Consider the following 14349-nt stretch of genomic DNA (forward strand, 5'->3'; position numbering starts at 1 on the left):
GGACCGGGGCGAAATGATTCGAATCGCGTGCAGTTGGCGGACCTTCGCCGGCGGTGTTGCCGCCGGGGTCGTCGGCGTCGTGATGGCGGCGGGCGGGACAGCATCGGCGGAACCGCTGGTACCTCAGCCAATCAATCCCGGACAGGTCCCGATGCAGCAGACCAGCCCGCCGGCTCAAGGATCGGCAATCTTCCCGGGCGGCGTGACGAGCAACAGATTCGCCCCCGCCCCCGCGCAGGCACCCGCCGCCGTCCCGGTCCAGGCACCCGCGGCCGTCCCGGTCCAAGCGCCCGCGGCCGTCCCGGTCCAGGCGCCCGCGGCCGTCGCCCCCGCCCCGGCGGCCACGGCACCGGCCGTCACCGGGACCCTGCGCGAATACCTGGAGGGCAAGGGCGTCAAGCTCGAAGCGCAACGACCGCTGGGATTCAAGGCCCTCGACATCACCGTGCCGATGCCGCCCCGCTGGACTCAGGTACCCGACCCCAACGTGCCCGACGCCTTCGTGGTGATCGCCGACCGGGTGGGCGGCAACAGCGTGTACACATCGAATGCGCAGGTAGTCGTGTACAAGCTGATCGGCGACTTCGACCCTGCGGAGGCGATCACCCACGGCTTCGTCGACAGTCAGCGGCTGCTGGCGTGGCAGACGACCAACGCCTCGCAGGCCAATCTCGGCACCTTCCCGTCGGCGGTGATCGAGGGCACATACCGCGAGAACGACATGACGCTGAACACCTCGCGCCGGCACGTGATCGCCAGTTCCGGCTCCGAGCGGTACCTGGTGTCGCTGTCGGTGACCACCGCCGCGTCGCAGGCGGTCAGCGACGGTCCCGCCACCGACGCGATCATCAGCGGCTTCCGGGTCAGCGCACCCGGCGCTGCTGGCCAGGCACCGCCCGCCGCGGCTCCCGCACGAGTCGGCACGCCTGCCCCGGCCTCGCTGGTACCCGCCGCACCAGTACCGGCGCCTGCTCAGTCACCGGCTCCTGCCCAGCCGCTGCAGCCCGCACCTCGGGCCGCGGTCCCCGGGGCGGTCCAGCCCGGCGCCGCCCCGGCGCAGGCGGCACCACCGTTGCTGGCCGTGGTCCCATCGCGCTGACCCGCGGGCACGGATCCCGGCGCGCACAATCGTCGGCGGGCTCGTATTGTGAGCGCATGCTTATCGCGGGCGTGCTGTGCGTGTGTGCGGCGCTAGCCGCTGCCGCCTTCGGGATCTGGTCTCTTGCCCAACCGCCCGCCGCCGATCCCACCCAGCTGGCCCTGCGCGCCATGGCGCCGACCCAGCTGGCCGCGGCCGTGATGCTGATCGCCGGGGGAGTGGTGGCGCTGGCCGCGCCGGCGCAGACCGCGCTGGTGGTGGTGATCGTGTGCGTCACCGGCGCGCTGGGCACCCTGGCTGCCGGGTCGTGGCAGAGCGCGCGCTACGCACTGCGTCGTGAGGCCGCCGCGGCCGAGGCCGGCTGTGCCGGTAACTGTGCGGGCTGCACACTGTCCTGCAACTGAGGTCCTGCCACTGAGCAGACGGGCTAGTTGCGGCTGAGGTCGATCGGGTGAGTGGCCAGCAACGAAAGCGGCAGCGGCTGACGGCGCAGCACCTGACCCCAGAGGTCCGACCGCGGTGGCGCCAACACGTCAGATGGCAACGCCGACAACACAATCCAGTCGTCGCGCTCGATCTCGCCCTCCAGTTGGCCGATGGTCCACCCCGAGTAACCCGCGAAAATTCGCACCCCTTCCACCACCGGCGCGATCAGATCGGGGTCGGCATCCAGATCGACCATCACCATGCGCCCGGCTACGTGACGTAAGCCCGGCACACCGTCGGGTTCGGCACCGACGCGCAGTACCGCCAGGCACAGGGCGGCGTCGCGCTTGACCGGTCCGCCGATGAACATCGTCTTCGGCTTGGCCGCGAGCTTGGCCCACTGCGGCAGGACGTTGTACACCGCTGTCTCGCTGGACCGGTTGAGCACCACTCCCAAGGTGCCGCCGTCGTTGTGCTCGACGATGTAGATCACGCTGCGCCGGAACGTCGGCTCGAGCAGGTCGGTGTTGGCCAGCAGCAGGGTACCGGCGCGCACGCGTTGCGCGGCTGGAGCGACCGAGTCGTCAGGGTCATCGTGCTGAGCCACCACAACATCATCGCACTCGCGGTCGCCTCACCGGTGCAAACATCCGCCGCCGGCGAAGATTTGTACTGTATTGAGACGACGCACGGCCGCTTCAGCCTTCGCCTGCGCCGATCGTGGAAGTGGGTCCCGTGATTCGCAGCCGGTTGCAGGCGAGCGCGCCCGTCGAGCTCTGGCGGTCGGTGCGGGCGCTGCCCGACTTCTGGCGACTGCTGCAGCTGCGCATGGCCAGTCAGTTCGGTGACGGACTGTTCCAGGCGGGTCTGGCGGGAGCGCTGCTGTTCAACCCCGACCGGGCTGTCGGGCCGCTGGCGATCGCCGGGGCTTTCGCGGTGCTGTTTCTGCCGTACTCGCTGTTGGGGCCGTTCGCCGGTGCGGTGTTGGACCGGTGGGATCGGCGGCTGGTGCTCATCCGGGCCAACGTGGTGCGGCTCTGTTTCATCGGCGCGATCGGCGTCATCCTCGCCGTCAGCGCGGGGGAGGTGCTGCTGCTGTGCGCCGCACTGTTGGCTAACGGCATGGCCCGGTTCGTGGCCTCCGGGTTGTCGGCGAGCCTGCCGCACGTGGTGCCGCGCGAACAGGTGGTGACGATGAACTCGGTGGCCACCGCCTCAGGCGCGGTGGCGGCCTTCCTGGGCGCCAACTTCATGCTGGTGCCGCACTGGCTCGGTGGCCCCGGTGATCGGGGTGCGGCGGTGGTCATCTTCACCGCGCTGATCCCGGTGTCGCTGGCGCTGCTGCTGTCGCGGCGCTTCGCGCCCAAGGTGCTCGGACCCGACGACACCAAACGCGCCATCCACGGCTCGGCGGTCTATGCGGTGGTCACCGGGTGGTTGCACGGGGTTCGTACCGTTTTACAACGCCCGACGGTGGCCGCCGCCCTCTCGGGCCTGGCCGCGCACCGGATGGTGGTCGGGATCAACTCGCTGGTGGTGCTGCTACTGGTCCACCACATCAAGGACGCCGATAAGACGGGCTTCGGCACCGCGCTGGTGTTCTTCGCCGCCACTGGTCTGGGAGCTTTCCTGGCCAACGTGCTGACCCCGGCTCTGGTGCGGCGCTGGGGTCGTTACGCGACGGCCAACGCTGCGCTGGTCGCGGCCGCGGTCATCCAGTGCGGCGGCGCCACACTGCTGTTGCCGGTGATGGTGGTGTGCGGCTTTCTGCTCGGGTTGGCCGGTCAGGTGGTCAAGCTGTGCGCCGATTCGGCGATGCAGATCGATGTCGACGACGCGCTGCGCGGGCACGTGTTCGCGGTGCAGGATGCGCTGTTCTGGGTGTCCTTCATCGTTGCGGTCACCGTGGCGGCGGCGTTCATTCCCGACGACGGCCGCGCGCCGGCGTACGCGTTGTACGGTTCGGTGATCTATCTGGCCGGGTTGCTGGTGCATAGTCTTGTCGGCCGACGACGCGCGGCGGTCAGCAAATAGTCGAGGAGGAATCATGGCAGGTCCAGGTCCGTTCGTCGCCGACCTGCGCGCCGAGAGCGACGACCTGGACGCGTTGGTGGCGCCGTTGCCGCCGCAACGCTGGGCCGAGCCGACCCCGGCGCCGGGCTGGACCATCGCCCACCAGATCGGGCACCTGTTGTGGACCGACCGGGTGTCGCTTTTGTCGATCACCGACGAGAACGGGTTCGCCGACGTGCTGGCCGGTGCGGCTGCCGATCCCGGTGGATTCGTCGACGCCGGCGCGGAGGAGCTGGCGGCCAGGCCTGCCGCTGAACTGCTCACCGACTGGCGCGATACCCGCGGTCGGTTGCACGCGGCGCTGTTGGAGGTTCCCGACGGACGCAAGCTGCCCTGGTTCGGGCCGCCGATGAGCGCCACGTCGATGGCCACCGCGCGGTTGATGGAGACCTGGGCGCACGGGTTGGACGTCGCCGACACGCTCGGCATCGCCCGGCCGGCCACCGACCGGTTGCGGTCGATCGCGCATATCGGTGTGCGCGCACGGGACTACGCGTACCTGGTCAATAATTTGACCCCGCCCGCCGAGCAGTTTCGGGTGGAGTTGCGCGGGCCCGGCGGGGACGTGTGGTCGTGGGGTCCGGCAGAGGCGGCGCAGCGGGTTACCGGTTCGGCGGAGGACTTCTGCTTTCTGGTGACGCAGCGGCGGCCGCTGGGGTCTCTGGATGTGACGGCGGTGGGGGAGGACGCGCAGCGCTGGCTGGGGATCGCTCAGGCGTTCGCGGGGCCGCCCGGCGCCGGGCGATGAGCGCGCCCAAGCGCGCGAAGAGAGCCGGCGCCATCTACCCAAGCTCCGGGCGATGAGCGCGCCCAAGCGCGCGAAGAGAGCCGGCGCCATCTACCCAAGCGCCGGGCGATGAGCGAACCCAAGCGCGCGAAGAGAGCCGGCGCCATCTACCCAAGCGCCGGGCGATGAGCGAACCCAAGCGCGCGAAGAGAGCCGGCGCCATCTACCCAAGCGCCGGGCGATGAGCGCGCCCAGCTAGGTACGGTCGCCGACCACGACGCGAGCGCGGGCCACGTCTTCCTTCTCGGCGGCATTTCCGCGCGCAAGCATGCCGGCCGGCGTCATCGGCACCGGAGCGCCACCGGTCGATGCAGTCGGACCGCGTACCTCAGCGGCGTTCAGCATCCCGGCGCGCAGGCTGCTGGGTTTGCCACCCTCTGGCTCGAAACTGCTGGTCGGACGGGTGTAGCTGGTCAGGCCGGCCCCGGGGAACCCGCCACCGGCACCGCCCACCGTAGCGACCCCACCACCCGAGGCGCCGGCGCCGAGCACGGGTTCGGCGGTCAGCGCTGCGGCGTTCGGCGCCCCGGCCGTGGGGAACATGCCCCCGAAGCCCTGCATCAGGCTCTGCGGCATGCTGGTGAGCCCCTGCATCATCTGCATCGGCGCCTGCGCCATCTCCTTGAGCGGCCCGGTCACGCCGGACACCATCTGCATCGGTTCCTGCATGAGCGAACTGAGCTGCTCAGTGGCTTGGGCGGGGGCCGACGTCTGCCCGGCGGCCTGCGCGACCTGCGTCGAGGCCTGCACGGCATTCTGCATACCGGTCTGGGCGGCGGCCTGGGCCACCGCTTGCGCCGCGGTCGCCGGGGCGGCCGGAGAAGCTCCCATCGGGGCGACCGGCGGGGGTACGGCTAACGTCGCGATCAATGCGGTGAGCGCCGCGGAGTAGGTCCAGCCGACGCTGCAGTTGTGCGGCCAGTGCTCACCGAAATATTCCCCGTCCCGCTCAACGATCCCCGGCGTGTTCTGTCCGAAGAAATTGGTGGCGTTGAGCACGGTCCACTCGTCGCGGTTGGTCTGGGAAACCACCGACGGGATGACCGAGGACCGCGCCAGCATGAACGCCTCGACGGCGGCCTGGGTGACGCTGATCTTTTCGGCGGTCCAACCCACCAGTGTCTGCAGACCCGCGTTGAGGCCGGTCGCGGCGACCGTGGAGGCAACCGACCCCACGCCCTGCCATTGGGCGGCGGTGATGAGGCCGTTGATCTCCGAAAGCCCTGCGGAGATTTCGTTGTTGGCTGTCTCGGTGACCCACACCACGTTGTTGGCCAGCACGGACGCCGGAGAGCCCGCTTCGAAGATCGCCGCTACGACTTCAGGCGGCCCTGTCCACCGGGGGTCGGCCATGTGCTCAGAGCCCGACGGCGCCCGCGCTGAACCCTTCGGCGGCGACGGCGGTGGAAGAAGACAGACCCTGCGCGCCGGAGAACGCGGTGCGTTGGCCGACGTGTTCGGCGGCTGTCGCGAGGTAGGCGGCCCCAGCAGCGTTGAGGGCGGCCGCGAACTCGATCGAGTCGGCGTCTGCCGCCATCGGCAACACGCCGGTGAGCGCGGCGGACCCTGCGGCTGTCGTAGCCGCCATTTCCTCGCTGATCCCGGCCTCGGTCGCTGCCGAGAGGTCGACCGCTCCCGGCACCATTCCGAACAGGCCACCACCCATTTCTGCCTCCTCAAGCTCGCTTCCGGCGTCAAGTTGGGCTGAGTCTAGGGTGACGACCCGCCCCTGTCGATTCACCTCTGGGGATCGCCGACCAGCACTCCCTCCATCACGCCGTCGGTGGTGACCAGCAGGCCACGTCCGGGCGGGAGTTGCTGGGCAGCGGTTCTGCCGAACACCTTCACCGCCGCCGGGTCGTTGTCCATGAACAGCGTGGGCGCGCGGGAGCCGGTCATCTTCTGCAGGAAGGGACTGGTTACCGACACTCCCGCCCAGTTGCCGGGCAGGCGCGACGCGATGACGTGCAGACCGATTTCGCGGGCCCGTTCGATCAACCCCCACAGCGGTGCGGTGGCGGCGGCCTTGCCGATGACACCGTGCGGACGCAACTCCTGCTCGTCGTCGATCAATACGAAGTGGTGCGGCCCGTCCCAGGTCCGGCGGCTCAGCAACTCCTGCTGACTCAGCCCTGAGGGTGGCAGCCGGTCACGCAGCGACTGCGCCAGATCGCTGAGCACCGCATCGATGTCCTCGGGCGTGTAGGCGTACGCCCGCACATGGTCACCCTGGATCTTGCCGATCAGCGACGTCTTGGGGTCGATGATGGTGATCTGGGCCTGCTCCGGCGTGCACCGGGTGACGATCATCTGTCCGATCGCCGCCAAAGTCGTTGTCTTGCCGCATAGTTGGCGTCCGACCACCAGCATGTTCGGAACCACGCGGGCCGGCAGCACCGCAGGTCGCAGCGCGGTCTCGCCGATTCCGAACGGGATGTTGAACGGATCGGCTGCTGCGGCGGCACCGCTGAACGCCTCGGCGATCTCGGCCAGAGGGATCGCGTCCGGCAGCCGCGCCAGGCTCTCCACCCGTCCGGCACCGGTCAACTCCGCGATCAGCGCGCCGATGTCACGCGTGGTCACCCGTTCCCCGTTGACTCCGAGCACCTCGGGCACCCCGACCAGTAACTCGTGGCCGTCGCGGGTCAGCCCGAACCCCGGCCGGTCCAACGTGTTGCGGGCGGCTTTCTTTCGTTCGAAGCCCTCACCCATTTGGGTTTCGTCGGGATTGCTCAGCCGCAGTTGGATACGCGCGTTGGAGACGTTGACGAGTTGTTGCTTCTGACCGACCAGCCACGCCGTGGCGGTGGTCATGATGTGCACCCCGTAGGACAGGCCCTGCCGGGCTATCGCGATCGCCCGTTCGCCCATCGCGGCGTCTTTGTCGAAGAGATCGCTGAAGTTGTCGATGACGAGGAAGACGTCGCCGAACTTGTCGTCGGGATCGGTGTGGGCCGCACCCCCGTCGGCGTCGAAACCGAAACGGCGCTCCCGGAATTCGGAGATGTCGATCTGATACCGCTTGAACGAGGCCTCGCGCGCGAGGATGAGTCCCTCGATGGAGGCGATGGTGCGCGACACCCCCTCGCGATCGGTGGGGCTGACCACCGAGGCGACGTGGGGCAGGGACTCGACCGGAAACAGCGATGCCCCGATGCAGAAGAACGTCACCCGTTCGGGTCGGTACATCAGTGCTGCGGCAGTCATCAGGGTCATCAGCGTTGTGGACTTGCCGCGCTGCGCTGTCGCGACCACCATGATGTTGTCCATTTCGGCATTGATCGCGTGCACCCGCTGGTCGTGTTCTTCAGGTATGTCCACGATCCCGATCGGAAAGACCAGGCCGGGGTTCCGCCCGTAGGCGTCATCCCACGACCTGCCCCGCCAACGCGCCACCAGCGTATCGACGGTCTCACTGACTTCCAGTGGCGGCAGCCAGATTTGATGAGGCGGGCGGGCGGGATGCGAGACCAGTGACTCGCGGATGACGTCGACGAGTTTCTTCTTGCGGAAGCCGTCTGGGTGGAACAGGTATTCGTCGGGTTCCTCGGGTTCGTCGGCGACAGCCAGTGCGGCACTGTCGGACTCACTGAGCGGCTGGTAGGTCGAGGTGTAGGCGCGTGGCTGCGAGAAACTCATGGCCACAGTGGGATTGACGTTCGTGGCCCGTTTGGGCACTACGAACGGCGCTGATACGTAGAAACACCGAAACTGTTCGAGATCCCGGGGCCCCACCTTGAGCAGGCCGTAACCGTTCTCCTGCGACGGGAGATGCAGCGCGGCGTCACTGCCGATCACGTCGCGGGAGTCCTCGGCGGTCTCGGCGCGCAGCGCCACCCGGAAGGCGATGTTGCTCTTGGCTTTACTCAACGAGGACAGGTCCAGCCGCTGCCCGCCCAGGGTGAAGAAGACGTTGCACCCGCGGCCTTCCTGACCGATATGGATGACCAGGTCGATCCACTCCGGGTGGTGGATGAACAGTTCGAGGTACTCGTCGATGATCACCAACAGGATCGGAACGGGTTCCAGGTCACGGCCGGCAAGCCGCATCTCCTCGTACTCGTTGGCGTCGCGCGCTCCGGCATCCTTGAAAAGCCGGTAGCGGCGGGCTATCTCACCGTTGATGGCCTTACGCATCCGCTCGGCCAGATGCCGATCGTCCTTGCCCAGGTTGGACAGGGACCCCGCGACGTGCGGAAACCCCTGCAGGTCTTGAGCTGCCGACTCGAACTTCATATCGACGAAGATGACGACGAAAGCCTCTGGCGAGTGGGTCAGCGCGATACCACTGCACAACGACAGGAAGTACTCCGACTTCCCCGAACCGGAGGTGCCGATCACCACGGAGTGAAAGCCGTAGCCCCCGAAGTCCTTGGCCCGCAGTATCACATACTGCAACTCACCGCCCTGTTTGACGCCAACCGGCACCATGGCCCACTTCGGATCGCCGCGGCCCCGGCTCTCACCCCACAGTCTGTCCACATCGAGCTCGCGCGGGTCGCCGATACCCAACGCCCGCAACAACTCTCCGCCCTGACTGTCGGTCTCGGACAGCTCCCCGGGACTCATCGGCGACCAGCGGGCCAGTGCCCGCGCATACCGGTTGGCGGTGCTGTCGGCGAGCATGTCGGCTACGGCGTAGAACGTTTCACGGTGCATCAGCCTGCCCTGGTGCAACGAGAAGCGCTGTTCTGCTTCGGCAAAGCCCACACCGACCCCGACCCGGGTCGCCAGCCGCAATACGGTGATGCCTGCCATGCCTTTCTGTCCGGTGACCCCTTCCCACTGCTCCGGGGTTCCGACGTTGTCGTCCACGATCACCCAGTGCGGACCCAGCGCCTGACCGGTTGCCGACTCGATCGGCGACGGCATGGACGTCGGGTTACTGCCGACCGGCGGAGTCCACGGCCCCCGACCTTTGCGATGCAACTCGGCATCGAGCGCTTCTTCCAATTCCGTTGGAGATGCGAACACCAGCCGGCGCAGGCCGCATGCGTCGAACATCTCGTCGTGCTGGTTGTGCGGCAGCCAGACCAACCAGTGCCAGGCTTCGGGCTGCCGGGTCACTACCATCAATTTGACGTCGTGGGGGCTGTGGTAGACCGCCAGCGAACACAACATCGCGCGCAGCAGGCTGTGCAGTTCACCGGGATCGTCGGCGATGAAGCTGAACCCCGGCTTGGACCGCAGGTTCAGTACCTTGCCGATGCCGCGGATCTTGCTCTGTTCCAGGATGAAATCCCGGAGCGCACCGCCGGTTACCGGTTCCAGCTCCTCGCCGATCGGAACATCGGGCCACTGCAGCGAGACCGCGGATTCGCTGGCCTGCTGCACTCCGACGCCGAGCCGGACATCGAGGAAATCCGGATCAGTCGGTCGTCGCTCCCACATGCGCGGACCCCCGATGACGGTGTCGAACCGCTGCGGGTCCGCGTGCACGAAGAGCTGACCGCGCCGCTGCTCACCGGCTGCGCGCTGCACCTCCTCGCGGTCTTCATCGAGCTGGCGCAGATAGCTGCGCCGTTGCTTTTCCTGTTCCCCCCAACTGATTCGACGTCCGCGGCCGAAGCGTCCGCCGAACATCAGCGCACCGAATCCGACCAGCCCGACCATCGGAAAGAATCCCGACTGCAAGGACCGCACCCCGGATGCGTACATCACCACCAGGGTGCCGACGATGCCGACCAACACCGCGGGCAGGGCGATCATCAACAGAATGTTGCGTGGCTCGCGCTCGGGTAAGGCCAGCGGCGCCGCGACCGCGACCCGCACCGGCGGGATGTTGGGTGGTGGCGTGCGCTTCCCGCGGACGAATCCTCGTTTGGACATGGCTAACCTCCCGTCTCGGACGAATCGGGAATGGGTGCGACCACCCCACCCGCCGGCAAGGCGTCCCGGGCGACAAGGGCCGCTTCACGACTGATGGCCGGTCCGGGCGCAAAGGTGCGCACCATCGGCCAGGGCGCTTGCACCGCAAGTTTCGGGTCCAGCCCCAGTGCCTGCAACGTCCGCTGGTCCGACTGGATGCCGTACCGAACCCCTTGCGGCGAAAGCCAATAGAGGCTTTCCCGGCTGTCCGACGTCGCAACCCCACTGGTGGTGGCCACGAAGTTCGCGGCGCCGGGCAATATCAATGTCTGATGCGCCTCAGCGGAATCGGGGTTGCGGTCGTCGCGCACGAGGTGCACCAGGCGGGAGTCCATGCTGATCGGGACCGGCAGACCACGACCGTTGACGACGGTGATGCGTGCCTGCGGGTCGTTCTGCTGCTTCTCCCAGCCCACGCAGGTGACCGGATTCGCCGTGGTGTCAACGAAATTGAACTTGCCCGACGGGTAGTAGTCGACGTTGAGGATATCGACGACCGGGATGTGTATCAGTTTGTCCGGGGCGATCAGCGTCGGTGCGGTCGAACCCTGAGAATCCGCGGTGCGCAACAGGTCTGCGACGAATGCGGTGATCTTCTGTACGCCGCCGGGCAGCAAGACATAGAAACCCGTAACGGCACCGGCAGCGTCGCGGGACTCCAGCACGCTGCCGACCTTGGCGCCGGCCACCCATCGCGACGGGGAGCCGGCCTCCGGAATCGACGGCACCACAAGCGGTTCCGTCGACGGCAACGCATCGAACAGTGCGTTGGAGATCTCAATGGGATAGGTCACGCCGGGATCCAGACCGAGGTTGAAGGTCACCGACCGGTCGGTCGCGTCGATTCGCGAGCGCCGGCCACCCCAGATCACGTAGGTCGTGCTCTTGTGGGTTACCAGGATGGCCTGGGTCGGGCTCATCGCGGCGGCCCGTCCCGCAGCGAATAGCGGGCCCGCGATGGCGGTCACCACCGGCGGGGTTGCGCTGCCCCGCCCTGCGCCACCTGTCTGAGCGGTGTCACAGACGGCCCATGCCGAGCCGGCGCCGCCGGTGGCCGGGAGGCTGTCCGGCACACCCGGGATACCGATCATCGGTCCGGTCGGGTATTTCGCAATCTCGGCGGCTGTCACCCAGGTGGGCGCCGCGGCATTGCCGACGGCCAGTCGCGCCGACGTGAGATTGAGCGCGGGGTAGAGACGCCCGTTGATCTTGGCGAAGATCGCGCCGGTGTCCCGGTTGCCGACCACAGCCGACTGGGCGATAAGACCGGCCGGCTTCATGACGTGCAGCAACGCCATCCAGCCCACACCGATCAGGACAAGCACGATCGACAACGCCACCGCCGCTTGTTGTTTGCGGTCGTCATGCTTCATGCGCACGGAGAATCTGGTGATCGCCGCGCGCAGTCGCCGGCTATAGAACAGATGCCCCGAGTTCTGGTCCCGGTTGGACAGATTGAGTGGCACTGATCGTTCTCCTTCCGGCGGTCGGCGCATGTCTGCGTGCCGACGCCGACATCACTGCAGGCTGTCGCCGTACCGTGCCCGGTTCTCGGCTTCAGCCTCTTCTCGCAGCGCTGCGATGGCGAGGTTCATCCTGTCGGCCAATTCGGTGTGCGTGTAGCCGACCATCACGTCCGGGTGCAGCGTCAGCTGCAGCAGCCGCCCGTCCGAGTTGGCCACCGCCGACACGTCGCCCAAGTCCACGCTGTACGTGACGGTCTCGGCCTGTGCGACGAGTGCTTCCCACCGGTCGGCTGCTTCGCTCAGTTCACGAAGTACCGCTTCGACGAGTGCCTCGTCTTCGGCGGCACTGCGATCACCGCTGACGCTGAGGTCGCTGAGTTCGCCGCGACGACCCGACCCCGACACCAGGACAGTATGTCGAGGGCCCCGACCAGCGTCAATTCACGATTGAGCCGGTCTGCCGGGCGCTCGATCCGCCAGTTTCTGGAACCAGGCGAAGTGATAGTTCGCCGACGTCACGTCGCCGGTGGCGCTGCTTTCGGTGGCGGCGAGCAGCATGCAATTGAGCAGTTGTTCAGGATCGACGTCGGGATACTGGGCGAGCAGCTGGTAGCGGGTCGTGTCGAGGTGCACTCGCAGCAAATCCAGTTCTTGGTCGACGACGTCGGCCCCGGCAGCAGCGGCCTTGGCCAGCGTATTGACCAGGCGCGGCAAGCCCTGGCGCCAGTGCGTGGCGACACCCAGTTCCCAACCCAGGTCGGTGACAGGAGGCAGTTCCTTCGGCTGCACGGACGCTGCCACACCGGAGAGCCCGACGGACAGCTTCGACGAGTCGCCCGGCGCATAGGTCGCCGCCTGGATCGTGTTACCCAGCAACTCCGCGGCCCGTCCGGTCCGGGTGCCGGGTTCCAGCAGGCGCACGCCTTCGGGCACCGCGATGCCCGGCGGGATCCAGCCGTGCGCCAGGTCGGTGACCAGCACCGTCGTACCGTCCTCGTGTTCGCCGACAGCCCAGCTCAGTCGCGGTTCCTGGCGGGCGACGAATGCCAGCAATAGCGGCAACCGCTCCGCGGTGGTCGGCTCGGCGTCTTCGGGGGCGGCGTCCGCAGGGGGTGCGGCTTCCGGATCCGGAGGGGGCTCGGCGGGCGGCCCGTCGTCGACGACGGCCGGCAACACCTGGGTCGCGTCAACGTCCTGTGCCGGAACCTCGTCTTGCACGGCCGGCAACACCTGGGTATCGCCGATGTCGAACGGCTCGTCCCGTATCACTGGCAGCACCTGCGTCTTGGCCAGGTCCGGCCGGGGCGCCGGCCGGACCTCGGGTGGCGGCTGGACCGGGGCTTGCTGCGCCGTGCTCTGACGGAGTTGCCGCAACGTCGATTCGACTCGCCGCACTGCCAGGGCGCGGGCCTCCTCGATCACGCGGGCCTCGGCGGCCCGCCGCGCGGTGTAGACCATGCCGGCTTGGCCGATGCCCCTGAGTTCTTCGTTCGCGGTCGCCGCTATCCGCTGCAGGTCGGACTTGAGATACTTTGCCAGCGTTGCGGTTTCGTTCCTGCTCTGCGACAGCTCGACGGGCCACAGGCCGCCGATCACCCACGGCGTGCAGTCGAGCGGCGCACTGAAGGTGGGGACCGTGAGGGATTCTTCGGTCGCTCGGCGCAGACGCTGGCGCGCCGTCACCCTGCCGAAGATTCCCACCGGCTAAGCGTAGCGGTAGCCCGGTGTTGATCGCCTCGGCTTGTGCGAGCGGTGAATTGTGCGGTTGTCGTGGTGTGGGTAGCGTGCAACCATGGCCGATTCCGGGTTGCAGCAGCAACTCGACGAGGTACGTGCGCTGCTGGCACGCGCCCGAGAGTTGTTCGGCGCCAACCCCATCGAGCCACCCGCAGATGTCGCTCCGGATCCCGACAGTGCCAGGACCTGGCTGCTCTAATCTGCCGTGGCGCGTGCGTGCAGTTGGTGGGCGAGCAGTTTTTCGATTGCCGAGTCGAGATCGGCGGCGGTGGGCACCGCGGCGGAGGGTGTCTGCCCGGCGGCGATGATCTCGTCGCGCACTTCCAACAATGCCTTGAGGCAGGAAACGTCGGCGGTCAGCAGAATCCCCTCAGCCAGAGTTTGCGCATCTGTCTCCATTGCCGCCTCACTCAGCGCGACGCTGTGCAAATAGCCACCGCGGCACGAGCGCACCAGAATGTGCCCGCTGGGATGCACGGTGTCGAAGGCCGGATTGGCGTCTGTCATGGACTCTGCTGAAACCTAGCCGTCGACGATGTCGCGGAGTTTGGCCGCGGACTCTTGCTCGCGCTGCTCCCACGTCGCGGCCGAGGTCACCAGATTCTGCGCGAGATCGGCGTGGTCGTCGGCCTGCTGCTCGTAGCACCGCCGCCGGGCTTCGAGCAGCACGCGCCCGGCCTCGCGCAGATCGCCGAAGACGGGTCCCAGCGAATCCAGGCTTTCCTGGATCGCGGCGTGGGTGGTCGGGATGCTCCGCAGCTGGCCGGCGGTCTGCTCGTGCCGGGCCGCGGCTTCACGCAGGTGCGCCGGCACCACATGAATACGATCGGCCATCTGCTGCCTCCTCCTTCAGTGCCGGCACCGTGCCGGCGATTATCGTCTCGGTTCGCTGA

14 protein-coding genes are annotated in these 14349 nt (G+C 67.8%); 5 read left to right on the forward strand and 9 right to left on the reverse strand.

Features of this window, described 5'->3' with window-relative positions:
- The first annotated feature begins 13 nt into the window (after positions 1-13).
- Both AC5Y6Y_RS12385 and AC5Y6Y_RS12390 read left to right on the forward strand, forming a co-directional pair.
- Positions 14-1099: an LpqN/LpqT family lipoprotein gene (locus tag AC5Y6Y_RS12385; protein WP_473138726.1), complete on the forward strand. Its 1086-nt coding sequence runs from the start codon at positions 14-16 to the stop codon at positions 1097-1099.
- A gap of 56 nt (positions 1100-1155) precedes the next feature.
- Positions 1156-1503 carry a hypothetical protein gene (locus tag AC5Y6Y_RS12390; RefSeq protein ID WP_473138725.1) on the forward strand — a complete coding sequence of 116 codons (348 nt, stop codon included), beginning with the start codon at positions 1156-1158 and terminating at the stop codon, positions 1501-1503.
- Between the two features lie 23 nt (positions 1504-1526).
- Here AC5Y6Y_RS12390 and AC5Y6Y_RS12395 read toward each other — a convergent pair whose 3' ends face one another.
- Complete coding sequence (locus AC5Y6Y_RS12395; RefSeq protein WP_463826321.1) at positions 1527-2135, reverse strand: YqgE/AlgH family protein; 609 nt, start codon at positions 2133-2135, stop codon at positions 1527-1529.
- A 125-nt stretch (positions 2136-2260) separates the two neighbouring features.
- On the opposite strand from AC5Y6Y_RS12395, the gene AC5Y6Y_RS12400 reads away from it, so the two are divergent.
- A complete protein-coding gene (locus AC5Y6Y_RS12400) occupies positions 2261-3559 on the forward strand; it encodes an MFS transporter (protein ID WP_473138930.1) in 1299 nt (432 codons plus the stop codon).
- Positions 3560-3572: 13 nt separating this feature from the next.
- Positions 3573-4346 (forward strand): TIGR03084 family metal-binding protein, encoded by a 774-nt coding sequence (locus tag AC5Y6Y_RS12405; protein ID WP_473138724.1) that lies wholly within the window; start codon positions 3573-3575, stop codon positions 4344-4346.
- 234 nt (positions 4347-4580) lie between these two features.
- Here AC5Y6Y_RS12405 and AC5Y6Y_RS12410 read toward each other — a convergent pair whose 3' ends face one another.
- The 6 genes from AC5Y6Y_RS12410 to AC5Y6Y_RS12435 form a co-directional block, all read right to left on the reverse strand.
- Positions 4581-5738, reverse strand: coding sequence for a PPE domain-containing protein (locus AC5Y6Y_RS12410; RefSeq protein WP_473138723.1), 1158 nt, complete (start codon positions 5736-5738; stop codon positions 4581-4583).
- A gap of 4 nt (positions 5739-5742) precedes the next feature.
- A complete protein-coding gene (locus AC5Y6Y_RS12415) occupies positions 5743-6051 on the reverse strand; it encodes a PE domain-containing protein (RefSeq protein ID WP_473138722.1) in 309 nt (102 codons plus the stop codon).
- A gap of 71 nt (positions 6052-6122) precedes the next feature.
- Positions 6123-10214: a type VII secretion protein EccCa gene (gene eccCa / locus AC5Y6Y_RS12420; protein ID WP_473138721.1), complete on the reverse strand. Its 4092-nt coding sequence runs from the start codon at positions 10212-10214 to the stop codon at positions 6123-6125.
- Between the two features lie 2 nt (positions 10215-10216).
- Positions 10217-11719, reverse strand: coding sequence for a type VII secretion protein EccB (eccB, locus tag AC5Y6Y_RS12425; RefSeq protein ID WP_473138720.1), 1503 nt, complete (start codon positions 11717-11719; stop codon positions 10217-10219).
- Between the two features lie 51 nt (positions 11720-11770).
- Complete coding sequence (locus AC5Y6Y_RS12430; protein ID WP_473138929.1) at positions 11771-12127, reverse strand: DUF2710 family protein; 357 nt, start codon at positions 12125-12127, stop codon at positions 11771-11773.
- 33 nt (positions 12128-12160) lie between these two features.
- On the reverse strand, positions 12161-13420 hold the full coding sequence (locus AC5Y6Y_RS12435) for a DUF5631 domain-containing protein (RefSeq protein WP_473138719.1): 1260 nt from the start codon (positions 13418-13420) through the stop codon (positions 12161-12163).
- A 91-nt stretch (positions 13421-13511) separates the two neighbouring features.
- Between AC5Y6Y_RS12435 and AC5Y6Y_RS12440 the strand changes: the two genes are divergently transcribed.
- Complete coding sequence (locus tag AC5Y6Y_RS12440) at positions 13512-13655, forward strand: hypothetical protein (protein ID WP_473138718.1); 144 nt, start codon at positions 13512-13514, stop codon at positions 13653-13655.
- On the opposite strand, the gene AC5Y6Y_RS12445 is transcribed toward AC5Y6Y_RS12440, so the two are convergent.
- Complete coding sequence (locus AC5Y6Y_RS12445; protein WP_473138717.1) at positions 13652-13963, reverse strand: DUF2694 family protein; 312 nt, start codon at positions 13961-13963, stop codon at positions 13652-13654. The genes AC5Y6Y_RS12440 and AC5Y6Y_RS12445 overlap by 4 nt on opposite strands.
- A 15-nt stretch (positions 13964-13978) precedes the next feature.
- Positions 13979-14290, reverse strand: coding sequence for an ESX-1 secretion-associated protein (locus tag AC5Y6Y_RS12450; RefSeq protein ID WP_473138716.1), 312 nt, complete (start codon positions 14288-14290; stop codon positions 13979-13981).
- Positions 14291-14349: the final 59 nt, after the last annotated feature.

This window comes from Mycobacterium sp. NGS24 (assembly GCF_059813065.1).

Bases quoted from the DNA above. Each gene is read 5' to 3' on its own strand.
- AC5Y6Y_RS12385 (WP_473138726.1), top strand. From the start codon at position 14: ATGATTCGAATCGCGTGCAGTTGGCGGACCTTCGCCGGCGGTGTTGCC.
- AC5Y6Y_RS12390 (WP_473138725.1), top strand. From the start codon at position 1,156: ATGCTTATCGCGGGCGTGCTGTGCGTGTGTGCGGCGCTAGCCGCTGCC.
- AC5Y6Y_RS12405 (WP_473138724.1), top strand. From the start codon at position 3,573: ATGGCAGGTCCAGGTCCGTTCGTCGCCGACCTGCGCGCCGAGAGCGAC.
- AC5Y6Y_RS12410 (WP_473138723.1), bottom strand. From the start codon at position 5,738: ATGGCCGACCCCCGGTGGACAGGGCCGCCTGAAGTCGTAGCGGCGATC.
- AC5Y6Y_RS12415 (WP_473138722.1), bottom strand. From the start codon at position 6,051: ATGGGTGGTGGCCTGTTCGGAATGGTGCCGGGAGCGGTCGACCTCTCG.
- eccCa (WP_473138721.1), bottom strand. From the start codon at position 10,214: ATGTCCAAACGAGGATTCGTCCGCGGGAAGCGCACGCCACCACCCAAC.
- AC5Y6Y_RS12440 (WP_473138718.1), top strand. From the start codon at position 13,512: ATGGCCGATTCCGGGTTGCAGCAGCAACTCGACGAGGTACGTGCGCTG.
- AC5Y6Y_RS12445 (WP_473138717.1), bottom strand. From the start codon at position 13,963: ATGACAGACGCCAATCCGGCCTTCGACACCGTGCATCCCAGCGGGCAC.
- AC5Y6Y_RS12450 (WP_473138716.1), bottom strand. From the start codon at position 14,290: ATGGCCGATCGTATTCATGTGGTGCCGGCGCACCTGCGTGAAGCCGCG.